Below are 25,382 nucleotides of genomic sequence, written 5' to 3' on the forward strand. Positions count from 1 at the left end.
CAGTAATTCCGTCGAACGAGTGATCCCGCAGGTCCCGCCGCGGACGACGCGGCCGCACCGCCGGTTCCCCGGCACCCGTGCGCCGGGGCGCGGGGCCGTGTGAAGCGGCGTCGTCCACGGGTCAGGCGTCGCCGCCCGGGCGTGGGAGCCTGCCGGGGCGGGGACTCAGGGCAGCAGCCCGTAGACGATCCCGCTCACGGCCACAATGCCGGCCACGGTGACGAACACGTTGGAGATCTTCCCGCGGTACGGCTCCAGCCCGGGGAGCCTGCGGATGGCGTACATGGGCATGAGGTAGAGGATCACGGCGATCACGGGCCCGGCGAGGGACTCGATGAGCGAGAGGATGCTGGGGTTGGCGATCGCCACGAACCACGTGGTCACGAAGATGAACACGGCCACGGCCGTCCGCAGGGCCTTGTCGCTGATTTTCGTGCCGTCCCGGTCCACCATGGAGCGCACGATGCCGGTGGCACCCTCCGCCGCACCCATGTAGTGGCCGAAGAACGAAGAGGCGATCGCCGCGAGCGCCACGGCCGGGCCGAGGTAGGCGATGAACGGGCTGCCGTGCTCGTTGGCCAGGTAGGAGAGCACGGGCAGGTTCTGGTCCTTGGCGGCCTGCAGCCCGTGGGGGCCCAGGGCAAGCACGCAGGACCACACGAAGCCCATGGTGAAGACCACCAGCAGCAGGGTGCTGCGCTTGAGCACCACCGAGGCGCGCTCGCTCGCACGGGAGCCGTACTCGTGCTTCATGGCCACCGAGAACTGGGAGATGGCCGGGGAGTGGTTGAACGCGAAGACGAGCACCGGGATGACCAGCCACTGGGTGATGATCAGCATGATCCGCTGACCGGTGAGCATGACCGCCATCATCGGTACCACCAGCAGACCGGAGCAGCCAGCGCGGCGGTGGCTGCGGTCACCGAGGATCCTCCGGCCGGTGTGGACGTACGGTCGTGGTCATGCTCCGGCACCAGGGTCTCCGTGCTGTTGGGGGAAGGGTAGAGCGGAAGGATGCGGACACCCTGTGAGCCGGGCCATAGCTATACGCGACGTGCCCTCGTTGTTCCACAACCCCGCCGTGGTGGGCGCCTCCCGTACCATGGTGGGCATGGATCCCGAGTTCCGCCTGGACACGCAGCTGTGCTTCGCGCTGTACACTGCCTCGCGCAAGGTGACCAGCGCGTACCGTGAACCTCTCAAGGCCATCGGGCTGACCTACCCGCAGTACCTGGTGATGCTCGTGCTATGGGAGCAGGACCACCGCTCGGTCCGCCAGCTGGGCGAGACCCTCGCCCTGGACAGCGGCACCCTCTCCCCGCTGCTGCGCCGCGTGGAGGCGGCGGGCTTCGTGACCCGCCGCCGCAGCGAGCAGGACGAACGCTCGGTGGTCATCTCTCTCACGGACGCCGGGCGTGCCCTGCAGGAACCGGCCGCGGGGATGCAGCGCGAGCTGCTGGACGAGCTGGACATGTCCCCAAGGGACAGGAAGACCCTGCACATGCTGGCCCAGAAGCTGTGCCACGTACTGTGACGGCTTCCGGGTGCACCCGTGCAGGGTCGCTCAGCCCGCACTGAGGATCACAGCACGCCGTACTCCTCCAGCAGCTCTCCCACCTCGCCCTGTTCGAGGCGCTTGCGGAGCCGGCGGCGGATGGGCTCGGGCCCGGGGACCCGCACCTTCTCGCCGTCACGCAACCGGGTCAGGGCGTCGAGCAGGACGCGCACGTCGTAGGTGCTGCCCCACGTCTCGGGAACTCCGCGCTCCACGCCCATGAGCTGGTACACGGCCTCCATGCCGGTGCGCACCGAGTACTCGGTGGTGAAGATGCAGTCGCGGCCGGTCTCGGCGAACTGGCCGATGAACGCGAAGTTGCGGGCACCCTCGGGCACCACCCGGGGGCGGTCCCCCGCGTGGCGGGGCATGAAGAAGCTGGTCACGTACGGCATCATCACGGGAACCGTCTTGGCGCCGGTGGCCGCGAGCTCCGGGATCTCCTCCACGGGAACGCCCATGTGGTAGAGCCACTCCTGGGTGATCTCCTCGCCCGTGCACTCGGCCATGGTCTTCTTCACGAAGTCACCGGGAGTGTCCACGAACAGCGAGTAGACCCACACCACGACCTGGTCCTTCGGCTGCTTCTTGAAGTGCGGCTGGCGGTTCACGGTCCAGCTGAGCAGCCACGAGGAGTCCTCCGCCGTGACGATCCCGCCCGTGACCACCCGGCCGCTGAACGGGTCCCGCTGCGCGATCTTGCGGATGTACTCGGGGATCCGCTCGTCCAAGGTGGTGACGGTGGCGGACTCCCACTTGGTCTCGTCGATCGATGAGCAGAACACCTCGGGACGCCCGAACGACGGGTCCTTGGCGGCGATCCGCTTCCACAGGTCCCAGGCCGAAGCGGGGCCGCGGTCTAGCGTGGCGGCCGTGGCGTGGTCGCCGTCGTTCGAGTTGTCCACGAGGGATCCGATGGTGGTGAACACGAGGTCGTGCTCACCCAGTTCCTGGGTCTCGGTGGAGCCCTCGCGCACCCAGTGGATCGCGGTGGCACGGATCTCGCCGTTGCGGTGGGCGAAGTCGATGTCACGGACATCGGTGTCGTACTGGAAGGTGACACCGTGCTCGGTGAGGTAGGAGATCAGGGGCAGCACGAAGGACTCGTACTGGTTGTACTTGGTGAACTTCAGCGCGGAGAAGTCCGGCAGCCCGCCGATGTGGTGCACGAAGCGGTGAAGGTAGAGCTTGAACTCCAGCGCGGAGTGCCACTCCTCGAACGCGAACATGGTGCGCCAGTACATCCAGAACGGGGAAGCCAAAAACTCCTTGCTCATGACTTCCTGGATCTGCTTGCCCTCCATCTCCTCACGCGTGGCCAGGAAGATGTGCAGGAGGTCCTTCTGGGCGCGCTGCGGGAGGTCGAACTTGCCCTCGTGGCCCGCGTCCTGGCCCTGCTTCACGGTGGCGCGGCGCAGCGAGTAGTTGGGGTCGTCCAGGTTGAGCCACGCGAACTCGTCCAGCACGGATGCGCCCGCGATCTCCAGGGACGGCACGGAGCGCATCATGTCCCACAGGCACTCCATGTGGTTCTCGAGCTCGCGGCCGCCGCGGATGACGAAGCCCTTCTCGGGGACGTCCAGCCCATCCAGGGCACCGCCGGGCAGCTGGCCCTTCTCCACCACCGTCACGTTCTCGCCGGGCACGCCGGCGTCCCGGATCAAGAACACTGCCGCCGCGAGTCCGGCGAGACCGGATCCCACGATCCACGCGCGGGTGTCCTGTGCGTGCTCCGCCGGGCGGGGCCGCATGAAGGCCTCGTAGTTGCCTGCTGTGAACTGCATGTCGTTCCTCCTTCCGCGGGAGCGTCACCTTGGCGCTCCCTGCGTTCATAATTGAGCATACTCAATTTTGAGTGCAATACAATTATTCGGTGGAGAAAATTCAGAACCCGACGCCCCGCCGCAGAGCACGCCCCCTGGAACACGTGGCCGCCCGCGTGAGCCCGCGCGGCCCCGGGCGCCGCGAGATCGCCAAGGCGCAGAAACGCGCCCGCATCCTGGCCGCCGCCCGCTCGCTCATGAGCGAGAAGGGCTACGCGCAGATGTCCATGAGCGAGGTCGCCTCCCGCGCGGACGTGGCCGCGGGCACCGTGTTCCAGTACGCCGCCACCAAGGCGGAGCTGCTGATGATGGTCACCGAGAGCATCTGGGCGGAGCACGTCAACGATGCACTGCTCGCCACGTCGGCGCCCGGCCAGAGGTCCCCCGCCGAGGTGGTGGACGCCATCATGAACTCTCTCGACCCGATCTTCGACATGGCCGTCCACTGGCCCGAGACCACCGTGTGGATCGCTCGCGAGATCCTCTTCGGGGAGGACCTCCCCCACCGCCGCGAGGTGCTGGGGCTCGTCGAGAAGCTCGAGGCCCACATCGCCCACCTCTTGGGCACGTGCTCGTCCCGAGCCCAGGACGCCGACGACGCCGCGGCACCCGGGACGGCGGCGCTGTCGCCCGCGAGCGCGGCACCGGGCAGGAACGACCTTGCCACCTCGCCCGATCGCGCCCACCGCGACACTGCGCTGGACGTGGGCGCGCGGATGATCGTCACGAGCGGGCTGGCGGAACTCAACCGCGCACGCCAGGGGCGCGGGGAGATGCGGCTGCTCATGGGTAGGATGCGCGAGATCGTCACGCTCGTGGCGGCGGGTGTCGGCGCCACCCACCGCGCAGTCTGACGCCCGGCCCCTCACAGCTGAGGCGCGATCTGACGTCCGAACACGCCTTCCGACGATCAGAACGCGCCCCAGATGGTGCCCCGCCGCCACCCCGGCGCGGGAGACGACTGCGCCACGCACGATAGAGCCCCGGCACGCGGGCGAACCGCGGGCCGGGGCTCCGCGCCGGAGCAACTGCGTCGATCAGGTGCGCGGCAGGGTGATCAGTGCGGTGTGGTCGTCGAGCTGCGGACGGTTGCGGCCGTTGCCCTTCACGAACAGGACATAGCCCACGCCGAGCAGCACGAGCCACACGGCTCCCACGATCAGCGCTACCCGGGTCTCCGGGAACCAGCCGAGGAGCACGATCACGAAGAGGATAGCGGCGGTGGCCAGCCACGAGGCCACGGGCCACAGCGGCACCTTGAACGCGGACTCCGGGCGGCCCTTCTTCTCGATCTCGCGGCGCATGGCGATGTGCGAGAAGAGGATCATGAGCCACACCCACACGGTGGCAAACGTAGCGATCGAGGCGATCACCAGGAACACGTTCTCCGGGATCACCGCGTTGAGCACCGCGCCGATGCCCAGGGCCACACCCATGACCACCACGGTCAGCCAGGGCACGCCGTTGCGCGAGACCTTGGTGAACGCCTGGGGGGCCTGACCCTGCTCAGCGAGGCCGAAGAGCATGCGCCCGGCACCGAAGGTGTCCGCGTTGATCGCGGAGATCGCCGCCACGATCACCACCACGTTGAGGATCGCGGGGGCGGCGGGGATGCCGAGGGCGGAGAAGATCTGCACGAACGGGCTGGCGTCCCCGGTGATCTGGTTCCACGGGACCAGGGACATGATGACCACCATGGTGCCCACGTAGAACAGCATGATGCGCGCGGGCACGGCGTTGACGGCCTTGGGGATGGAGCGCGCGGGATCGCCCGCCTCACCGGCGGTGATGCCGATGGTCTCGATGCCGCCGAACGCGAAGACCACCACGGTCAGCGCGGCCAACAGACCGCCCACGCCGTTGGGCATGAACCCGCCGTGGTCCACGAGGTTCTGCGGGCCCACGGTCTCCCCCGGGGCGAACGAGACACCAATGACCATCAGCGCGATGCCGCCGGCGATCATCGCGAGGATGGCGCCCACCTTGACGATGGTCAGCCAGAACTCGAGCTCACCGAAGATCTTCACGTTGCGGGTGTTGATCGCGGCGATGAACAGGATCACCGCGGCCACCCAGATCCAGCGGGGCGTGTCCGGGAACCAGAAGCCCATGTAGACGCCGAACGCGGTGACGTCCGCGATGGCCACCACGATCATCTCGAACACGAACGTCCAGCCCGTCACGAAGCCCGCGAACGGGCCCAGGTAGCGGGCGGCATACTGACCGAAGGAGCCGGGCACGGGGTGGCGCACGGCCATCTCACCCAGGGCGCGCATGACCATGTACACCGCCGCACCCGCGAGCACGTAGGCCACGATCACGGCGGGACCGGCCATCTGGATGGCGGTCGCCGAGCCGTAGAACAGCCCCGTGCCGATCGCCGAGCCCAGCGCGATGAACTGGATGTGGCGCATGCTCAGACCGCGGGACAGGGTGTGGGTCTCCTGCGCAGACGCCTGTGGAGCCGAGCTCTGCGGTGCGGGCGATGGGGACGCGGGACTACTCATGGCGCTCTCCTGTGGTGTTCCCGGCGCGGCCGGTCGGTGGGGTGGGTGTCGTGCTGAGGGCGTCGTGCGCCAGGGTGGTGATGAGGCGCGCGGCGGCGCGGGCGGTGCGGCCGTCCACGTCCATCCGCGGCAGCAGCTCCACGACGTCCACCAGGACCAGTTTGCCGCTGCGGGCCACGCGGTGGCACACGGCCTGGATGGTCTCCAGCGGAACACCGTATCCGGCCGGGGCGCTCACGCCGGGCGCCACGGCGGCGGGGAGGACGTCCAGGTCGATGCTCAGGTGGATGGCGTCCACGCGCTCCATGAGACGGTCCACGACCTCCAGGACGGCGTCGAGATGGCGGGGCTGGCACTGCTCGTCCGTGAGGAACTCGACGCCCAGTTCGTCCGCAGTGCGGAACAGGACGCCCGTGTTGTTGGGCTCGCTGATACCCAGCACGGTGTAGTCGAACGTGCGGCCCGCCTCCTGATCCGCGCGGGCCATCTGCAGGAACGGGGTGCCCGAGGAGGGCTCGTCCGCCTGGCGCAGGTCGAAGTGCGCGTCCAGGTTCAGCACGCCCACGCGCTTGTCCCGCAGGCGCTCACTGCGGGTGCGGCCCAGGTAGCTGCCCCACGCGGTGTCGTGTCCGCCACCCAGGACGACCACGGGATTGCCGGTGTCCAGGAGGCGTGCGACCTGGCGCCCCAGGGTGTCCTGGCCGTCCTCCAGGTTGCGGTCCGGGACCACCACGGTGCCGGCGTCGTGGATGCCGACATCGGAATGGAGGGCGAGCGGGGCGAGAGCGGCGCGCAGGGCGTCGGGCCCCTCGGAGGCACCCACGCGGCCCTTGTTGCGGCGCACGCCCTCGTCGCAGGAGAAGCCGACGAGTTCGACGGCGGGGCCACCGGCAGCGCCGTCCTGATCGCTCGTCTCTGGACGCGCCTTCTGGTGCCAGCGCAGGTGCTCGGGGGTGTCCCCGTCCGTCCTGCCACTCCACATCTCGGGGTTCGGCGGTGTGATCCGGGTGGTTGTCATGCTGCGCCCTTCCCCGCGGTGCGGCCTCCCCGGGCCGTCTCGCGGCGCTCGCGTGTGATCTGAATTACCTTCTGCTCCACACAAGCCCATCACCGGGGATCGCGGGGCATCCCGGCACCAGATATCGTCTGGTATTCCAGACACGCAGATCGTACGACACACGACGTCGACGACGCCGCTCACCAGCTCTTCGGGGTGGGGCGCGGCACGGTGGAGACGGCCGGGGTGCACACAGGGTGACCGTGCGGCGTCGTCGAACACCACCACCGACCGGAGGAAACGCGATGACCGGAGCGAAAGTCCCCGCGGCGCAGAACACGTTGCGGATCCTGAGGTTCCTCGCGTCGCGGAAGGGGCCGGTGGCGGCGTCGTCGATTGCGACGGCGCTGGAACTGCCGCGCTCCAGCGTGTACCACCTGCTGGCGGTGATGACGGAGCAGGGGTTCGTGGTGCACCTGCCCGAGGAGCGGCTGTACGGGCTGGGGATCGCGGCGTTCGAGCTGTCCTCGGCGTACACGCGGCAGGACCCGATGGCGCGGTTGGGCGAGCCACTGCTGCGGGCGCTCGTGGACGCGGTGGGCGAGAACGCGCACCTGGCGGTGATGCACGGGCGGGACGTGGTCTACGTGGTGGAGGAGCGGGCGCCGTACAAGCCATCGCTGGTGACGAACGTGGGGGTGCGCATTCCGGCACACCTCACGGCGAGTGGGCGGTCGATGCTCGCGGGCCTGCCCGCCGCCCAGGTGCGGGCGCTGTACCCGGACCGGGCGTCGTTCGCGTCGCGCTGGGAGACCACGGCGATCACGACGCCGGGTCAGTTGCGCGCAGAGCTCTCGCGGACCCGGGAGCGCGGCTGGGCCGTGGAGGAGGGAGATGTGACGCCGAACTTCGCGTCCGTGGCGGTGGCGGCGCACGACCACCGGGGCTTGCCGGTGGCGGGAGTGGCGCTGACGTTCCTGGAGCACCGCACGGACGAGGCACGGCGGACCGAATTGGTGGGGCACGTGCGGCGGACGGCGGAGGCGCTGACGCGACGGTTGCACGGGGCGGTGCCGGGGAGTGAGGGGTGACCAAAACGGGCCCCGCACAGAGCTTCTATCCGCAGCCGAGAGGCACCTTCGGCTAGGACCAGCCCCGACCCCTCCACCACCTCACACCCTGCTACAACTAGGGCCCCTGACCCTTTTAGCATGGCTGTTTAGTAAGACGATCTGGCCTGATCCATATGGGCATAAGCGCTGAAACCTCTATAACAATTATGTTACGATGTGTAGACACAGTAACATCGCGAGACTATTATATCTTCATGGTTTCCCCGTTGACAAAGTTGCCATTAGACGCATACGTCCCGATCCTCAAAGGTAAAGCGGCTGAGCTTGGTGCAGTTTCTACTGCGCCGAAGGAACGATTGGTTCCGCTGCTCGAGTTCATCGATCCGGTAAAAGCATCGAGCGCACTCCCCAAAGCGTGGAATACAGCTGACGGTGCTGTATGGGTTCAGATGCTCAATGTGGAAGGTATCAATGATCCAAAATTCGCCGGGCAAATCGCCGACTTCTTTGACCGGGTACGTGAAAAAGTATGCGCTGTCCCAGTAGTTACGACTACTGAGACGCCGGATACATTTTCGGCCATCGCGAGCGTTATCGCTAAAGATGGACGAGGTGTTATACTACGGATTGACGTAGAAGATCTCATTGATAGTGAGGTTAATACTGCCGATGATATTACGGCTGTATTGGAGCAATTAAACATTGCGTCATCTCAAGTCGCCCTCGTGGTGGATGGTGGCACCCTGACGGGGTCGCAAACTATTCAAGCGACGCTTGCGATTCAAGCTTTGAGCGCGTTAAACCTTCGCGAATGGATGTCGGTTGTATTGAGCTTTTCCGCATTCCCCGAAGAACTTGGGAAAGTCGCGGCGCGCAACTCTGTGACCCCGATTCCCCGCGTGGATGCGAAGACATTTGTAACCGTCCGCAATAAAATGGAGGGCAGTTTAATCTACGGCGACTACGCAGTAGGCACTCCTCGCTATGGCTCTGCGCCTTTTGCGCCGATCCCCAATATTCGGTATGCAACTAATGACGCATGGCAAGTGCATCGGGGGGGAAAAAGGAGTTCCCCCTCGACGCAATATGTTGCGTTGGCAAAGGATATTGTGAACGCATCCTATTACGGCGGAAAAAATTTTAGTCCAGCAGATCAAAAACTTAACGATGTTGCGTCGAAAGTCGGCGGGCCAGGAAACGCGACGATACATTTGCGTATTGCAGCCTCGCGACACCTTCATCTAGTGCTTTGGCGTCTCGCCAACCTCGGCGCTCCGTGAGCATAGTGGAGACTATCCCTCGCAGTTCTTCATGACCGGTCAGGGAAGCAAGACGTTTTGCAAGTTCAGGACGGGTGGCGCTTCGGAATCCACGGACAGCATTCAAAGTATCTAGCGCGCGAATTAGCTCTTCCCGCCACAGTAGCTCAGCGAGAACCACCTTATCTTGTCCCCGCCGGGGAGAGGCCTTACGAATTTGATCATAAAACAGCGTGTTAGGTTCAGAGCGCCTGACGACTGCTAGACCCCAGCCACGTTTGATAACTTTTCGCGCCTTTTCTAAATGCCGATCTGTAACAACTAGTGTGCAGTAGTCAAAAATTTTGTTAAAAGCGTCCATTTGACGGGGCAAGCGCGCAAGTGTATCAAGATCGCTCTTGATTTCATACCCGACTAGCGTGCTGCCGATGGCAGCGATATCAATTCGCCCTAATTCGCCAATTACGAACTCATCCACAATCAACGATTTTTCGGCCACTTGAGATGAGACTTCTCGCCTCACCGTCTCTCGCATCTCACGCTCAGTCACAGGGAGCATCAGTAGGACTATACCTTCCGCTCGCTTGGGCGTCTGGGCCCCTCTTCCTGCATCATCCGGACTCCAACTGGTGCTAGATATATGAGGTCTTGACGGTGCTGGCGCGGACCCCACCATCACGCCACGAGTCGCCTGCACCGTTGCCGGATGGCCTCACCTGTCGTCCCCACGAAGTTCACCATCGTAGCCCATGACATACCCGCGTGGTGAGCCGCGCACGGCGTCGATGACGCGACGTTCCGCGTCAGGCTGTTCAGCGACGGCCGCACGCAGAGCCATGAGGGCACCTACGTCCAGCTCGTCCTCGGGTCGCGGCTCATACTGCTCGAAGCGCGCAGCTAACTCACCAGCGTGAGCAAGAATTTCTTCGACGGCACAGGGGCATGATCATCACCTCAGATATCTCCGGCTGGCAGGCATCGCATGGACGGTGACGTCATCGGTGCGTCCCTGTACGTACCCAACTTCCAGAACAATGTCCGCTCGGTTCGCACCTATCAACGTGGTAGACCCCTCGCCGAGGTCTCACGCACGGATCGGGTTGCGGTAGGCGTGGAGAATGTCGGCCCCCACAAGGCCGTTCTTCAACGCTGATGGCGCGATGATCGGCTCACCCACCCTTACAAATTATCTTGCGGTGCAGTAAAGCCACAAGGCGTTGACCCCCGCCCCCTGTCTGGCATCCCAGACACAACCCCCTCCAGAACCCGTGACCCCCGTCACCGCCCGTGGTCCCATGGACTCATTCCCCGTCCGCCGCCCGCACGCCCCGGACCGACCCGCACCAGGAGGACTCCTCATGGCACTGCCCAACGCCCGCCCCGTCCGCGCACCCCGCGGCACCGAGATCAGCGCCAAGAGCTGGCAGACCGAAGCGCCCATGCGGATGCTCATGAACAACCTGGACCCGGAGGTCGCCGAGCGTCCTGACGACCTGGTGGTCTACGGCGGCACCGGCCGCGCGGCCCGCAGCTGGGAGGCGTTCGACGTCATCGTGAAGACCCTCAAGGAGCTCGAGGAGGACGAGACCCTGCTGGTCCAGTCCGGCAAGCCGGTGGGTGTCTTCCGCACGCACAAGTGGGCCCCGCGCGTGCTGATCGCCAACTCCAACCTGGTGGGCGACTGGGCCACGTGGCCGGAGTTCCGCAAGCTGGAGGACGAGGGCCTCATGATGTATGGCCAGATGACCGCAGGGTCCTGGATTTACATCGCCACGCAGGGCATCCTGCAGGGCACCTACGAGACGTTCTACGCCGTCGCCCGCAAGATGCACGAGGAGGGGCGCATCCCCGAGGCCACCCTCGCCGGCACTCTGACCATCACCGGCGGCTGCGGCGGCATGGGCGGCGCCCAGCCGCTCGCGGTGACGCTCAACGGCGGCGCGTGCCTCGTCGTCGACGTGGACGAGACGCGCCTCAAGCGCCGCCAGTCCAAGCGCTACCTGGACGAGGTGGAGACGGACCTGGACACCGCCCTCGCCAAGGTCATGACTGCCAAGAACGAGCGCCGCGCACTGTCCGTGGGGTACGTGGGCAACGCCGCGGACGTGTTCCCGGAGCTGCTGCGCCGCCACCGCGCGGGCGAGATCTCCGTGGACGTCGTGACCGACCAGACCTCCGCGCACGATCCCCTGTCCTACCTGCCCACCGAGTTCACCGTGGAGCAGTGGGATGCCGAGGCCAAGGCCGATCCCGTGGGCTTCACCAAGAAGGCCCAGGAGGCCATGGCCGCGCAGGTGCAGGCGATGGTCGAGTTCCAGGACGAGGGCGCCGAGGTCTTCGACTACGGCAACTCCATCCGCGACGAGGCCCGCCACGCCGGCTACACCCGCGCGTTCGAGTTCCCGGGCTTCGTCCCGGCGTACATCCGCCCCCTGTTCTGCGAGGGCCTCGGCCCCTTCCGCTGGGTGGCGCTCTCCGGCGACCCCAAGGACATCGAGGTCACGGACAACGCGATCAAGGAGCTCTTCCCGGACAACAAGCACCTGCACGAGTGGATCGACGCCGCGCAGGAGCACGTGGAGTTCGAGGGCCTGCCCGCGCGCATCTGCTGGCTGGGCTACGGCGAGCGCCACAAGGCCGGACTGCTCTTCAACAAGCTCGTGGCCGAGGGCAAGGTCTCCGCGCCCATCGTGATCGGCCGCGACCACCTGGACTCCGGTTCGGTGGCCTCGCCCTACCGCGAGACCGAGTCCATGAAGGACGGCTCGGACGCCATCGCGGACTGGCCCCTGCTCAATGCGCTGACCGCCACGTCCTCGGGCGCCACCTGGGTGTCCATCCACCACGGCGGCGGCGTGGGCATCGGCCGGTCGATCCACGCAGGCCAGGTCTCCGTGGCGGACGGCACGGATCTCGCGGCCGAGAAGCTCGAGCGCCTACTCACCAACGACCCCGGCATGGGCGTGATCCGCCACGCGGACGCCGGCTACGAGCGTGCCATCCAGGTGGCGGACGAGCGCGGCGTCAACATCCCCATGCACAACGACCTCGCCACCACCCGGGACGCGGACCAGTGAGCGAGCTCATCACCGGCATCGGTGAGCTGCACACCGTGGACCCCGCCCGCGGCGAGGACTCCGTGCTCAGGGACGCGGCCATCGTCGTCGAGGACGGGCTGATCGCGTGGGTGGGCTGCGCCTCCGAGGCGCCCGCGGCGGACCGTGCCGTGGACGTCGAGGGACGTGCGGTGCTGCCCGGATGGGTCGACTCCCACACGCACCTGGTGTTCGCGGGGGACCGCGGTGAGGAGTTCGCCGCGCGTATGGCCGGGCAAGCATACGCAGCAGGCGGCATCGGCGTGACGACGAATGCGACCCGGGAGGCCAGTGACGAGACCCTGCGCGGGCTCGTGGCCGGGCGCGTGCGGGACGCCGTCGCCGGAGGCACCACCTACGTCGAGACCAAGACGGGCTACGGCCTTGACGTGGAGCAAGAGCTGCGCGCGGCGAAAATCGCCGCGGGCGCCGCGGACGAAGTCACGTTCCTGGGCGCCCACCTGGTGCCCGAGGGCGCGAACCCGGACGAGTACGTGGAGCTCGTGTGCGGGCCCATGCTCGAGGCCGTGGCGCCGCACGTGCAGTGGGCGGACGTGTTCTGCGAGCGCGGCGCGTTCAACCCCGAGCAGTCCCGCCGCGTGCTCGAGGCCTGCCGGGATGCGGGGCTCGGGCTGCGGGTGCACGGCAACCAGATCGGCCCCGGTGAGGGTGTGTCCCTGGCCGTGGAGCTGGGGGCGGCGTCCGTGGACCACTGCAACTTCCTCTCGGACGAGGACGTGGCGGCGCTGGCCGGCTCGGACACCGTGGCCACCGTGCTGCCGGCGTGCGACCTCTCCACCCGTGCCCCGCTGGCCCCGGCCCGTGACCTGCTGGACGCGGGTGCCACCGTGGCGATCGCCTCCAACTGCAACCCCGGCACCAGCTACACCACCTCCATGAACTTCTGCGTGGCCACCGCCGTGCTGCAGATGAAGCTCACGGTGGACGAGGCGATCCGCGCGGCCACGCTCGGCGGCGCCAAGGCGCTGCGTCGGGACGTCTCCACCCCGGACCGCCCCGCCGTGGGCCACCTCGCGGTGGGAACGCGCGCGGACCTGCACGTGCTGGACGCCCCGCAGGCCGTCCACCTGGCCTACCGCCCCGGCATGCCCCTCACGTGGGGCGTGTGGCGGGCGGGCCGCCGGGAGATCTGAGCGGGAGGTCCTGCGGTGTGCCGCGGGGCCTCCCGGATCGAACCCCGCCCGGCACTGCCGCACTCCGCGGCACACGACCTCCACCCACGATTCACCCGTCACGAGGATGTGAAATGAGCACGCTCCAGGAACCCGCGCGCACCAACCGCGCCGATGTGCTGCGCTTCGTGCTCTACAGCGCCATCGGCATCTTCATGTTCTTCGTGCCCGTCACCATCGGCGGCAAGAGCACCATCCCGTTGGACCACATCGTCACGTGGCTCCGGGAGAACGTGGGTGCCGCCGTGCCGTACTACGCGCTGGCAGTGATTCTGGCGGGCACGGTGTTCCCGTTCGTCACGGGTTCCTGGCGGGCATCCCCGGTGAAGATGGTGTTCGCGTTCCTGAACATCCTGGGCCTGGTGGTCGGCTGCGCCCTGGTGTTCAGCGTGGGCCCGGACTGGCTCATGGCCAAGGACATGGGCCCGTTCCTCTTCAACTCCCTGGTGATCCCGGTGGGGCTGATCGTGCCCATCGGGGCCGTGTTCTTGGCCCTACTCATCGGGTACGGACTCATGGAGTTCATCGGGGTGTTCCTGCAGCCTGTCATGCGTCCGGTGTGGCGCACCCCGGGCCGTTCGGCCATCGACGCCGTGGCGTCCTTCGTGGGCAGCTACTCCCTGGCGCTGCTGCTCACCGACCGCGTCTACCGGGAGGGTCGATACACCGCGCGGGAAGCCGCCGTCATTGCCACGGGCTTCTCCACGGTGTCCGCGAGCTTCATGGTGATCGTGGCCAAGGCCCTGGACCTCATGGACCACTGGTTGCTCTACTTCTGGCTGGCCCTGGTGGTCACCTTCCTGGTCACCGCCATCACTGTGCGGATCCCGCCACTGAGCCGCATCCCGGACGACCCCTACCCCGGCGTGGAGCACCAGCCGGAGAAGCTGGTCACCGGCCGTCGCTTCCACCACGCGTGGGCCGAGGCGCGCGGGGCGCTGCACACCGCCCCCAGCCTGGGCCGCAACGTGTGGGACAACCTCCGGGACGGCCTGCGCATGGCCATGTCCATCCTCCCTTCGATCCTCTCGATCGGTCTGATCGGACTGGTGCTGGCCCGCTACACCCCGATCTTCGACTGGCTGGGGTACCTCTTCGTGCCGTTCGCGTGGATCGTGGGGCTGCCGGAGCCACTGCTCGCGGGCAAGGCGTCGGCCACGGGCATCGCGGAGATGTTCCTCCCCGCCACCCTGGTGGCCGGGCAGGAGTCGCTCGTCCTGCGCCTGGTGATCGCGATCGTCTGCGTCTCGGCGATCATCTTCTTCTCCGCTCTCGTGCCGTCCATCCTGGCCACCGAGATCCCGGTCTCCATCCGATCGCTGGTGGTCATCTGGTTCGAGCGCGTGGCCCTCACCATCCTCATCGCCACTCCGCTGGTGCGACTGCTCACCTAGCGCGCAGCGCCCGCGGCGCACGTGCACTGCACCGCCCTGACACACTTCTCCCGAACCACTCCCGACCGGAAGGACCCTTCCCCATGACCCTCTTCGACACCGACCTCCCCACCACCGTGCAGCTGGGATCCTCCGGCGTCACGGTGGGTGACGTGATCGCCGTCGCCCGCCACGACGCCCGCGTGGAGCTGACCGACGAGGCCCGCGAGCACGTCGCGAAGGTGCGCCGCCACATCGACGAGCTGGCGGCGTCGGACGTGCCCGCGTATGGGATCTCCACCGGCTTCGGTGCGCTGGCGAACAAGCACATCCCCCTGGAGAAGCGCACCCGGCTGCAGAAGTCCCTGGTGCGCTCCCACGCCGCGGGCACCGGGCCCACCGTGGAGCGGGAGGTGGTGCGGGCGCTGATGTTCCTGCGCGCCAAGACCCTGGCGTCCGGGCACACGGGCATCCGCGTGGAGACCCTGGAGACCATGCTCGCCGTGCTCAACGCGGGCATCACCCCGGTGGTGCACGAGTTCGGATCGCTGGGCTGCTCGGGCGACCTGGCCCCGCTCGCCCACTGCGCGCTCGTGCTCATGGGTGAGGGCCGCGCCGTCGGGCCCGACGGCACCGAACGCCCCGTGCCCGAGCTGCTCGCCGAGGCCGGGATCGAGCCCGTGACCCTCGCCGAGAAGGAGGGCCTGGCGCTGATCAATGGCACGGACGGCATGCTGGGCCAGCTCATCATGACGCTGGCGGACCTGCAGAACCTGTTCACCGCCGCGGACATCACCGCCGCGTTCTCCGTGGAGGGCCTGCTGGGCACCGACCGCGTGTTCGTCCCCGAGCTGCACGAGCCGCTGCGTCCCCACCCGGGCCAGAAGTATGCTGCGGCGAACATGCTCAAGGTGCTGGAGGGCTCCGGCATCGTGGCCTCCCACCGCGTGGGCGACGACCGCGTGCAGGACGCCTACTCCCTGCGCTGCGCCCCCCAGGTGGCGGGTGGCAGCCGGGACACCGCGGCGTACGCCCTGACCGTCGCGCAGCAGGAGCTCGCTGCGGCCGTGGACAACCCCGTGGTCCTGGACGACGGCACCGTGAGCTCCAATGGCAACTTCCACGGCGCGCCCGTGGCGTACGTGCTGGATTTCCTGGCCATCCCCATCGCGGACCTCGCGTCGATGTCCGAGCGCCGCACCGACCGCATGCTGGACCCTGCCCGTTCCCACGGCCTGCCCCCGTTCCTCGCGGAGGACCCGGGCACGGACTCCGGGCTGATGATCGCGCAGTACACGCAGGCCGGGCTCGTCTCGGACATGAAGCGCCTCGCGGTGCCGGCCTCGGTGGACTCGATCCCCAGCTCCGCGATGCAGGAGGACCACGTGTCCATGGGCTGGCACGCCGCCCGCAAGTTGCGCCAGGCCGTGCTGAACCTGCGCCGCGTGCTCGCGATCGAGCTGCTCTCCTCCACCCGCGCGATCGCCCTGCGCGCGCCCCTGGAACCGGGCGCGGCGGCGTCGGCGGTCATTGCGGACCTGGACGGCCGCGTGGGCGCGCCCGGCGAGGACCGCTTCATGGCACCGGAGATCGAGGCCGCCGAGGAGTACGTGGCCTCGGGGCGCCTGGTGCGCACGGTCGAGTCCGCGGTGGGCCCGCTGAACTGAGCCTCGCGGCGGCGTCGTCCCCTGGCGACGACGACGCCGCGAGGCACCGTCTGCGCCACCGGCCCGAGCGCCCACCGCACGCCGCTGACGGCGCCCGACCCGGTACGTAGTGCCGCCGCGCCGGGACGGTCCCCGGCAAGTCCAGCAGGCGGCCCCGGTGAACCTGAGGTGCAGAGATGCCCAGGAACCGTGCCGCGGGGCAGTCATCCCTGCACCTCAGATTCACGATCCCCCGGAGCCCTGTTCCCCGGGGACCCCCGGTACTAGGGTCACTACTACGCGCGAAGGGAGCGTCCATGCCCGTCTACGAGTTCCGGTGCGAGGCCTGCGGGCCGTTCGACGCCCACCACGCCATGGCCCAAGTGCCGCGCTCCCAGGACTGTCCCGCGTGCGGCGCGGACGCACGGCGCGTGTTCTCCGCCGTGGGCCTGTCCCGCGCGAACTCTGCCCGGGCACGCGTGATTGACGACGCTGCCCGCACGGCTGACGCGCCAGACGTCGTCCGATCCCTGCCCCGCCAGCCCGGCGCCCCCGGCGCGGCCCCGGCCGTGACCCGGGACCCCCGGCACGCGAAGCTGCCGCGGCCGTAGCTTCCCCGCACTGCCGCGCGGGAACCGCCCGCGGGGCTCTCCAGAAAGGTCACGAACCATGCCAGAAGTGATTTTCCCGCTGGACTCGACCAAGCCCTTCACCGAGCAAAAGCTGACCGGCCACAACCGCTGGCACCCGGACATCCCGCCCGTGGCCACGCTCAAACGTGGCGAGAGCTACCGCATTGACTGCCGCGAGTGGTTCGACGGCGCCATCAAGAACGACGACTCCGCGGACGACATCCGGGACGCACCCCTGAACCGGGTGCATGCACTGTCCGGGCCGTTCCGGATCGAGGGCGCGGAGCCCGGTGACCTGCTGATCGTGGACATCCTGGACGTGGGGCCCATTCCGCAGGAGGAGGGGCCGCTGGCCGGGCAGGGCTGGGGCTACACCGGGATCTTCGCGCAGAAGAACGGCGGCAGCTTCCTGGTGGACCAGTTCCCGGACGCCTACAAGGCCGTGTGGGACTTCCGCGGCGGCGAGTGCACCTCCCGCCACATCCCCGGCGTGAAGTTCACGGGCATGGTGCACCCGGGCCTGATGGGCACGGCTCCGTCTGCGGAGCTGCTCAAGAAGTGGAACAAGCGCGAGGGCGATCTGATCGCCACCGATCCGCAGCGCGTGCCCCCGCTGGCTCTGCCACCCGAACCCGACGCCGCGATCCTGGGTTCGCTGACCGGCACCGACTTCGACCGCGTGGCCGGCGAGGGCGCCCGCACGGCTCCCCCGCGCGAGAACGGCGGCAACCAGGACATCAAGAACTTCACCAAGGGCTCGCGCGTGTTCTACCCGGTGTACGTGTCCGGGGCGAACCTCTCCATGGGGGACCTGCATTTCTCCCAGGGGGACGGTGAGATCACGTTCTGCGGCGGCATCGAGATGGGCGGGTTCATCGACATCCACGTGGACGTGATCAAGGGAGGCATGGACACCTACGGCGTGAGCGAGAACGCCATCTTCATGCCCGGGCGCAACGGTCCCGTGTACTCGGAGTGGCTGGCGTTCTCGGGCACGTCCGTGACACTCGACGGCGAGCAGCGCTACCTGGACTCCCACCTGTCCTACCAGCGCGCGATCCTGCACGCGATCGACTACCTCGCCAAGTTCGGCTGGTCCAAGGAGCAGGCGTACCTGCTGCTGGGCGCCGCCCCCATCGAAGGTCGCTTCTCCGGGGTGGTGGACATCCCCAACTCGTGCGCCACGGTGTACCTGCCCACGGAGATCTTCGACGTGGACATCCGCCCCTCTGCCAGCGGCCCCACGCAGGTGGATCCGGGCATGGGCGCGCCGCGGGCGATGAACCCGGGCTGATCCCCACACGGGCCCTCGCGGACGACGCCGCTGGGACGACTCTCACAGGTGAGTGCGCTTCCGCCACGGGAACCGCGGTTTCCCGCCGGTGGAGGTGCACTCGCATGTTTCACGGGTGGTCCCCTCAATCCCGTGCGGCGGCCACCAGGTGCTCCTGGATCTCCGCCAGCACCTCGTCCGGGCGCTCTTCCACCATGAAGTGCCCGGTGGGAACCGCCCGACCGGTGATCCGCGGCAGCCACGGCCGCCACGCCTCCAGCGGATCCGTCTGGGCACCCACCACGCCGTCGCCGCCCCAGAGCAGCAGGGCGGGGAGGTTGCGGGAGGTGCCGCGGTCGGCGTCGTCGTGCTCCCGGTCCACCCCGGCGGCCGCGGCGTAGTCCGCGCACCACGCGGCCACCACCGACGGGTTCTGGGCGGCGGCCTCGTAGGCGGCGAGCGCCTCGGGGTGGAACGTGTCCAGGGAACCGGGAGTGCCACCCAGTCCTTCCAGGGCCGCGTGGAGAAAGGTGAGGGGCTCGGCGCTGATGAGCCGCTGCGGCATGGTGGCCGGCTGGGCCAGGAACAGCCAGTGGTAGTACCGAGTGGCCAGCCAGTCGTCCATGAGCTCCCACACGGTGGGGGTGGGGAGGATGTCCAGCAGGGCCACGGAGCGCACGGCGTGCGGGAAGTCCAAGGTCATGCGGTGGGCGGTGCGGGCGCCGCGGTCGTGGGCTACCACGTGGAAGGACTCGTGGCCCAGGTGACGCATCACGGCCACCATGTCCGCGGCCATGGCCCGGAAGCTGAAGTCCTCACTGCACGCCGTGGAGTCACCGTAGCCGCGCAGGTCCGCAACGACCACGCGATGGCCCCGCGCGAGGGCCGGACCCAGGCGGTGCCACATGGCGTGGGTCTGCGGGAAGCCGTGCAGCAGCAGGAGCGGCTCGCCCCGCCCGCCGGTCCTCACGTGGATGGTGGCCCCGGGGACCGGGATGCGGTGGGTCTCGAAGTTCTCAAACATGGGGCCATTGTGCGCGCCCCGGGGACCGTCGGGCGCTTCAGGCCCCTGGGAGGCGCCCCAAGCGCCTGCTCCCGCGACTCGTAAACTTGCCCCATGCGCGGACAGGTGACTGAAGTTCTCAAGGTGTACGGGATGCAGGAGCGGCAGCTGGTGATCCCCGTGTACCAGCGCAACTACGACTGGGGGCTGAAACAGTGCCAGCAGCTGCTGGAAGACCTCGTCAACGTCATCCAGCAAGGCCGGCCCAAGCATTTCTTCGGGGCCGTGGTGGGCCAGCCGGAGGGTTCATGGCGGTGGGTGGTGATCGACGGTCAGCAACGACTCACCACGGTCAGTCTGCTCATGCTGGCCCTTGCGGACCTCCTGGACGAGGGCACCCTCGAGTCGCGCGATCCAGGACTCGCCCACAGGATTCGCACCAGCTTCCTGCTGCTCAACGAGCAGCAGGACACACCCCGGTTCAAGCTCAAGCCCGTCAAGCATGATGCGGACGCCTACGCCTTGCTGTTCAGGTCTGACTCGGATCACATCGACACGTCCTCGGTGACCGCCAACTACCGTTTCTTCAAGGATCAGATCCCCCGACTGCCCATCGATGGGGACGACCTGTGGGCCGCGGTAGAGCGCCTCGAGGTCATGCATCTGGACCTGGAGCAGCACGACGATGCACAGCGCATCTTCGAATCGCTCAACTCCACGGGGCTGGCGCTGAGCGAAGCGGACAAGGTGCGGAACCTGGTTCTGATGGGCCTGGACGTCCACGAGCAGGAACGCGTCTACACCGACTACTGGAACCGTATTGAGGTCAACGTCGGCTATGACACCGGGGCATTCCTGCGCTGGTACCTGGTGACTCGCACCTCGCGCATCCCCCGCCAGGACCAGGTTTACGAGTCCTTCAAGAAGTACATCACCGAGACGGGGCTTCGAGGCGCTGAGCTGCTGGACGGGGTCCGGAAGTACTCCACCTACTACCGCCAGATCCGCACCGCCACCACCGGAAGCTCAAAGATCGACCTGCGTCTTCGCCGGCTCAACCTCTTGAAGACCGATGTCGTGCTCCCCCTGCTCATGCCCCTCTTCGAGTCGCGGGAGACCGGCGAGATCACGGACCTCGATCTTGCCGAGTGCATCCGCACCGTGGAGTCGTATATTTTCCGTCGCTACATTGCAGAAGTTCCGACGAATGCGCTGAACAAGGTGTTTGCCACGGTCTACAGGGACGTGAAGCGCATCCGCCCCGAAAACCGTTCCTTCGCCGAAGTCCTGGGGTACTCGCTGCGGAAGCGCTCCGGCTCCGGAGCCTTCCCCGATGACGCTGAGTTCATCAGCAGTCTTGAGGTGAAGAACCTGTACAACTTCAAGGGCGAGCGTCGGAAGTACCTGTTCGAGTGCTTGGAGAACCTGGATTCCAACGACACCAGAGACATCGCCAACGGCATTGAGGACGGGTCTCTCACCATTGAGCACGTCATGCCGCAGACGCTCACGCAGGCATGGCACGACGAACTGGGTGATGAGGCCCAGCGCATCCACGAGCAGTGGTTGAACCGGCTCGGCAACCTGACCGTGACCGGGTACAACTCCTCCTACTCGAACTCTTCGTACTCCACGAAACGCACCATGAAGCACGGATTCATGGAGTCCCCGTTCCGGTTGAACCTGGAGATGCGCAGCGCCGAACACTGGGGCGAGGACCAGCTGGCGGCACGGACCCGCCGTCTCTGCGCAGATGCGCTCACCTACTGGATCTATCCCGAGAGCGACTTCGAACCGGCCCGACCGCAGCTGCCCACGGAAGCACTGGGAACGGACACCAACTTCACGGGCAGGGCTGCTGTGTCCTTCACGTGGAACGAGCACCACGCCACGGTGGCCAACTGGCGGGACCTGACGGCCCGGGTATTCACGATCCTTCTGGTTGAGCACCGGGACGAGTTCCTCCAGTGGGCCCGGACCTCCGACTGGTTCCGCGTGGGCGCGGCCTACGACCCGGACGAGAACGGCGTGTACCGCCTGGACGACAGCATCGGCTGGAACGCATCGTCGAGCACCTGGACAAAGGTCTCCCTGATGCGCAGGGTTTTTTCCCACCTGGAGCTGGACCCCGAAGAGCTGATCATCACCCTGCGTTCGGACGAGACCGCGGAGCGGGGACAGGAAACCGCAGAAACTGCCGAGGGCGAGAACTTCCCCTACCTGGAAATCGTGAAGTTCCTGCCCCGCCTCGTTGAGCTCGAGGGCATGGCCACGGACGACCCCCTGGTGCAGGAAACGGTGGAGGAGTTCATGCAGTCCTTCCACCCGTTTCGGGACGAGCAGCCACTCAAGACCCTGGGGACCAGCGTGCGGAAGTTCTGCGCCGATCCGGAACGACGCGCCGCCGCGACTGCGGAGGAAACCATTGCCCTCATCTCCTCCAAGGTGGACGAGACGGAGCACGTGGATCCGGATGCCCTGGCCGAGGCAGCCGTGGAGGGCACCCTGTCCCTGTGGGTGGGGCGCCTGCGGGAAACGAGTCCCAGCACCTGAGATCTCGGACCGTCTCCTTCCGAGGCGCACCCCAGAAGTGGCCACCGGCTGAGGCAGGATGGGGAAATGGTGATGTCTCAGATGAGTCCCGCGCAGCAGCGCATTCTGGACTACTGGTGGATGCTGGAGCTGTTCAGTCCGCAGCCGCTCCCCAAACTGACGCCCCGGTCAACACGGCCCGAGGACCGGCAGGTCGTGGCCTGGACATCCGATGCGCCCCTCCCGTGGGATTCACTGCCCGAGCCTCGACCCATGGGAAATACCCCGCGGGAGTGGCGGCATACGGTCTATCTCGGTGTTTACAAGGTGGAGGACACCTACGAGGTCATGCACCGGGTGTTCGCGGACGATCCGGATGCCTACGACGAGCGCCCCGGCGGTCGGAGCGCCTGCGCGGGGGTTCTGGTGGGCCACGACGGAAAGCTGATCGGGGACACCGCCACGCTCTCGTCCTGTCTCTGGGCGGTGGGCCGCCTCCTCCACCCGGGCCCGCGGGATCCGTCGTGGATGTCCGGTTTTGAGGCGGCGCAGGAATCCTTCGTGGAAGCCCTCGACGAGCTGGGGGGCCGTCGTCTGGAGCAGGAGAGCTCGCACGAGGTTCCCCGGCTGGGCGAGGCGTATCTGAACGACATTCTGCGGGCCGCACACGCCGGCGCCGGCGTCCAGGGCCGCGAGGATCTCGCCACCCACCAGATCGTCATCGAAAGTCGAGTGGTCGCCGTACGCCCGCACGACAGCGTCAGCGACATGGACTTCCTCAACAGCTTCTACCTGCAGGATCTGGGCACCGTACGGCAGGCAGCGGCAGCGGGACGCAGCGGAACCGCCCTACTGGAGTACCTGACCGAGGACGGGAAGGAGACGTCCGCCGGACGAGTGGACGTCATCCAGCACCCCGAGGCAGTCGATGCCCGGACCCGTGTGGACCAGCTGCCCTTGGGCCGCTGGCCTTCGAACCCCGAGCACCCGCTTGCCCTGAGCCAGCAGTTCGCGGTGAACCGCGCCCTCAACGACCTGCGCCAGAACCTCGGCGTCATGGGCGTCAACGGCCCGCCGGGCACCGGCAAGACCACGATGCTGCGGGATGTGCTGGCGGGCAACGTGGTGGAACGAGCCCGCCGACTCGCAGCTCTCGACGATCCGTCCCGTGCCTTCACCGGATCAATGCACCGCTGGACGTCGGCGTCCGGGTACAGCAGATCGGTGCCGCAGCTCATTCCCGAGCTCACGGGGTTCGAGATGGTCGTGGCATCGGCGAACAACGCCGCTGTGGAGAACGTGGCGGTCGAAATCCCTTCTGCGGATGCGATTTCTTCGCCGTGGGAGAAGTCTGCCGACTACTTCAAGGACATTGCGACGGCGACTCTGCGGGCGGCCGCCGGAAAATCAGCAGCCGACGAGGCGGACACTCCAGGCTGGGGACTGGTGGCAGCCAGACTGGGCAAGAAGTCCAACCGCATGGCTTTCCAGAGCGCTCTCTGGTTCGACGAAAAAGCGTCGCGGGACCGATCCACCGGGTCCGACGGCGCTCCGTCCCACAGCGGCGGGAGGACCTCGCCCCGGGTGGAGAGGGAGGGTCTCGACACCATTCTCAAGCACTGGGCCGAGGGCACCCGGCCGAAGCGCACCTGGGGAGAAGCCCAAGCAGTGTTCCAGCGTGCGCTGGAGCGCGTGGAGAACCTGATGGGGCAACGCCAGGCCGCTGAAGGACGACGGGAAGAAGTCCAGTTACTGGTGCGTAAGATCGCCCGCCGGGAAGAACACCTGCGCACTCTCCGGGCGGAAGAAGGCCGGGCGCGCGAGATCCATCGCGCGCAGGTCCTGAGAGCCGGTGACCTGCAGAACGAGCTGGACACCGCGGCCGCCGCCTACCAGCAGCACATGGGCGAGAAGCCAGGCATCCTGGAAACCATCTTCACCCTGGGCGCCGCGCCACGTGAGTGGCGAACGCACCTGAGCCCGCTGAGCATGGCACTGGAGACCGCCCGGCAACGGTCCGCGTCCCACGCGGCCGAAATCGACCGCGTCCAGCGCCATCTGGCCAGTGTCCGGCAGGAGGCGGAGACAGCTGAACGGGATCTGGCAATGAAGACGTCGCGCAGGCGTTCCCTCGAGGCCCAGTGCGCCCAGGACCGCACGAGATACGGCAAGCACCACCCGGATGCCCACGCGTCCGTCGAGGACCGGGAGTTGCACGCCCCGTGGCTCGACCACGATCTCAGCAAGGCGCGTTCCGATCTCTTCCTCGCTGCCCTGGAGCTGCACCAGGACTTCATGGCCGCCACTGCCACCACCATGAGACAGGGACTGAGAGCAGCTTGCGAAGTGGTGGCGGGAGACCACCCGCGGAAACTGGAGCGGGAGAAACTGCGCGCCGCATGGCAGCTGTTCTTCCTGGTGGTGCCGCTGGTGTCATCAACCTTTGCGTCGCTGGGACGAATGTTCGGTGACGTAGGCCCCGAAGCATTCGGGTGGCTCCTCATCGACGAGGCAGGACAGGCATGTCCCCAGTTCGCGGTGGGAGCCATCTGGCGCGCACAGCGCGTTCTCGCGGTCGGCGATCCCCTGCAGCTGCAGCCGGTGGTCACGATTCCCCCGAAATCGCGGCGAGACATCGCTGCGGCGTACGGCGTCTCTGCGACGTGGATACCGCCCCGCGCCTCCGTTCAGACCCTTGCCGACCGAATCTCTCCCTACGGCACCGTTCTTCCGCAGGGCGAGCAGGACGTGTGGGTCAGTGCGCCGCTGAAGGTGCACCGGCGCTGCGACGACCCCATGTTCTCCCTGTGCAACCGCATTGCCTACAACGGGATCATGGTGAACGGGGTTCCAAAGCCCCGCGCCAAGGACGCAGCCGTCGACCCCTTCGAGGACACGGGGACGGGGCCGGCAGTCGCGTGGAGCTACTGGGCGGATGAGCCCGCGACCACCCCCGGAACACACCTGCAGATGGGGCAGGTCAAGCGGCTGGAGAAGGCGCTTGAGTATCTGGACGAGAAGGGCGTGGACCCGTCACGAGTGATTGCCATATCCCCGTTCCGTGATGTATCGAACCATCTGCGGCAGCTCGTGGACCGCAAGAAGTATCCCGGTCTGCAGGCGGGCACGATCCACACGGCTCAGGGCCGAGAGGCGGATGTCGTCATCCTGGTTCTGGGAGGAGATCCCGCAAGCCCGGGGGCCAAGGCCTGGGCGGCGTCAACCGTGAATCTGGTGAACGTCGCGGCCAGCCGCGCCAGGCGCCGGCTGTACGTCATTGGTGACCGTTCGGAGTGGTCCGGTCACCGATACTTCTCGGACCTGTCCGATGCCCTGAAGTGATCATCTGAACGGTCCCGGAGGAGGGCCAAGGCCACCGCGTCCGAGGAGAGCTTCTGCCACCGAAAGGCGCGCTGTCGGT

At 67.3% G+C, this 25,382-nt stretch carries 18 protein-coding genes; 12 read left to right on the forward strand and 6 right to left on the reverse strand.

Annotated elements, in window-relative coordinates; translation table 11 throughout:
* Positions 1-165: 165 nt before the first annotated feature.
* Positions 166-861 carry a hypothetical protein gene (locus RF650_RS08525; RefSeq protein ID WP_368814655.1) on the reverse strand — a complete coding sequence of 232 codons (696 nt, stop codon included), beginning with the start codon at positions 859-861 and terminating at the stop codon, positions 166-168.
* Between the two features lie 241 nt (positions 862-1,102).
* On the opposite strand from RF650_RS08525, the gene RF650_RS08530 reads away from it, so the two are divergent.
* Complete coding sequence (locus RF650_RS08530) at positions 1,103-1,534, forward strand: MarR family winged helix-turn-helix transcriptional regulator (protein WP_131334015.1); 432 nt, start codon at positions 1,103-1,105, stop codon at positions 1,532-1,534.
* Between the two features lie 47 nt (positions 1,535-1,581).
* On the opposite strand, the gene RF650_RS08535 is transcribed toward RF650_RS08530, so the two are convergent.
* Positions 1,582-3,339, reverse strand: a complete 1,758-nt coding sequence (locus tag RF650_RS08535) for an oleate hydratase (RefSeq protein ID WP_368814656.1) — start codon at positions 3,337-3,339, stop codon at positions 1,582-1,584.
* Positions 3,340-3,428: 89 nt separating this feature from the next.
* On the opposite strand from RF650_RS08535, the gene RF650_RS08540 reads away from it, so the two are divergent.
* Entirely contained in the window at positions 3,429-4,232 is an 804-nt protein-coding gene (locus RF650_RS08540) for a TetR/AcrR family transcriptional regulator (RefSeq protein WP_368814657.1), read from the forward strand.
* Between the two features lie 183 nt (positions 4,233-4,415).
* Here the strand turns inward: RF650_RS08540 and RF650_RS08545 are convergent, their stop codons facing one another.
* Positions 4,416-5,885, reverse strand: a complete 1,470-nt coding sequence (locus tag RF650_RS08545; RefSeq protein ID WP_368814658.1) for an amino acid permease — start codon at positions 5,883-5,885, stop codon at positions 4,416-4,418.
* On the reverse strand, positions 5,878-6,903 hold the full coding sequence (gene hutG / locus RF650_RS08550) for a formimidoylglutamase (protein WP_368814659.1): 1,026 nt from the start codon (positions 6,901-6,903) through the stop codon (positions 5,878-5,880). The genes RF650_RS08545 and hutG overlap by 8 nt, the downstream gene beginning before the upstream one ends.
* Positions 6,904-7,187: 284 nt before the next feature.
* Here hutG and RF650_RS08555 point away from each other — a divergent pair, with 284 nt between their 5' ends.
* Both RF650_RS08555 and RF650_RS08560 read left to right on the forward strand, forming a co-directional pair.
* Positions 7,188-7,973, forward strand: coding sequence for an IclR family transcriptional regulator (locus RF650_RS08555; protein ID WP_368814660.1), 786 nt, complete (start codon positions 7,188-7,190; stop codon positions 7,971-7,973).
* A 236-nt stretch (positions 7,974-8,209) separates the two neighbouring features.
* On the forward strand, positions 8,210-9,235 hold the full coding sequence (locus RF650_RS08560; RefSeq protein ID WP_368814661.1) for a hypothetical protein: 1,026 nt from the start codon (positions 8,210-8,212) through the stop codon (positions 9,233-9,235).
* On the opposite strand, the gene RF650_RS08565 is transcribed toward RF650_RS08560, so the two are convergent.
* Positions 9,117-9,890, reverse strand: a complete 774-nt coding sequence (locus RF650_RS08565) for a sce7726 family protein (RefSeq protein ID WP_368814684.1) — start codon at positions 9,888-9,890, stop codon at positions 9,117-9,119. The genes RF650_RS08560 and RF650_RS08565 overlap by 119 nt on opposite strands.
* A 682-nt stretch (positions 9,891-10,572) precedes the next feature.
* Between RF650_RS08565 and RF650_RS08570 the strand changes: the two genes are divergently transcribed.
* From RF650_RS08570 to fmdA, 6 genes are all read left to right on the forward strand, one after another.
* Positions 10,573-12,291, forward strand: a complete 1,719-nt coding sequence (locus RF650_RS08570; protein ID WP_368814662.1) for a urocanate hydratase — start codon at positions 10,573-10,575, stop codon at positions 12,289-12,291.
* Entirely contained in the window at positions 12,288-13,463 is a 1,176-nt protein-coding gene (hutI, locus tag RF650_RS08575) for an imidazolonepropionase (RefSeq protein WP_368814664.1), read from the forward strand. The genes RF650_RS08570 and hutI overlap by 4 nt, the downstream gene beginning before the upstream one ends.
* Positions 13,464-13,576: 113 nt before the next feature.
* Complete coding sequence (locus tag RF650_RS08580; RefSeq protein ID WP_368814665.1) at positions 13,577-14,896, forward strand: YjiH family protein; 1,320 nt, start codon at positions 13,577-13,579, stop codon at positions 14,894-14,896.
* An 83-nt stretch (positions 14,897-14,979) separates the two neighbouring features.
* Positions 14,980-16,542: a histidine ammonia-lyase gene (hutH, locus tag RF650_RS08585; RefSeq protein ID WP_368814666.1), complete on the forward strand. Its 1,563-nt coding sequence runs from the start codon at positions 14,980-14,982 to the stop codon at positions 16,540-16,542.
* A gap of 296 nt (positions 16,543-16,838) precedes the next feature.
* Positions 16,839-17,132, forward strand: coding sequence for an FmdB family zinc ribbon protein (locus RF650_RS08590; protein ID WP_064845445.1), 294 nt, complete (start codon positions 16,839-16,841; stop codon positions 17,130-17,132).
* A gap of 58 nt (positions 17,133-17,190) precedes the next feature.
* On the forward strand, positions 17,191-18,447 hold the full coding sequence (fmdA, locus tag RF650_RS08595; RefSeq protein ID WP_368814667.1) for a formamidase: 1,257 nt from the start codon (positions 17,191-17,193) through the stop codon (positions 18,445-18,447).
* A 124-nt stretch (positions 18,448-18,571) separates the two neighbouring features.
* On the opposite strand, the gene RF650_RS08600 is transcribed toward fmdA, so the two are convergent.
* A complete protein-coding gene (locus RF650_RS08600) occupies positions 18,572-19,450 on the reverse strand; it encodes an alpha/beta fold hydrolase (RefSeq protein WP_368814668.1) in 879 nt (292 codons plus the stop codon).
* 93 nt (positions 19,451-19,543) lie between these two features.
* Here RF650_RS08600 and RF650_RS08605 point away from each other — a divergent pair, with 93 nt between their 5' ends.
* Together RF650_RS08605 and RF650_RS08610 are read left to right on the forward strand one after the other, a co-directional pair.
* Positions 19,544-21,982 carry a DUF262 domain-containing protein gene (locus RF650_RS08605; protein ID WP_368814669.1) on the forward strand — a complete coding sequence of 813 codons (2,439 nt, stop codon included), beginning with the start codon at positions 19,544-19,546 and terminating at the stop codon, positions 21,980-21,982.
* 81 nt (positions 21,983-22,063) lie between these two features.
* Positions 22,064-25,303: a DEAD/DEAH box helicase gene (locus RF650_RS08610; protein WP_368814670.1), complete on the forward strand. Its 3,240-nt coding sequence runs from the start codon at positions 22,064-22,066 to the stop codon at positions 25,301-25,303.
* Positions 25,304-25,382: the final 79 nt, after the last annotated feature.

This window comes from Kocuria sp. CPCC 205297 (assembly GCF_040981035.1).
GTDB classification, from domain to species: Bacteria; Actinomycetota; Actinomycetes; order Actinomycetales; family Micrococcaceae; genus Kocuria; species Kocuria marina.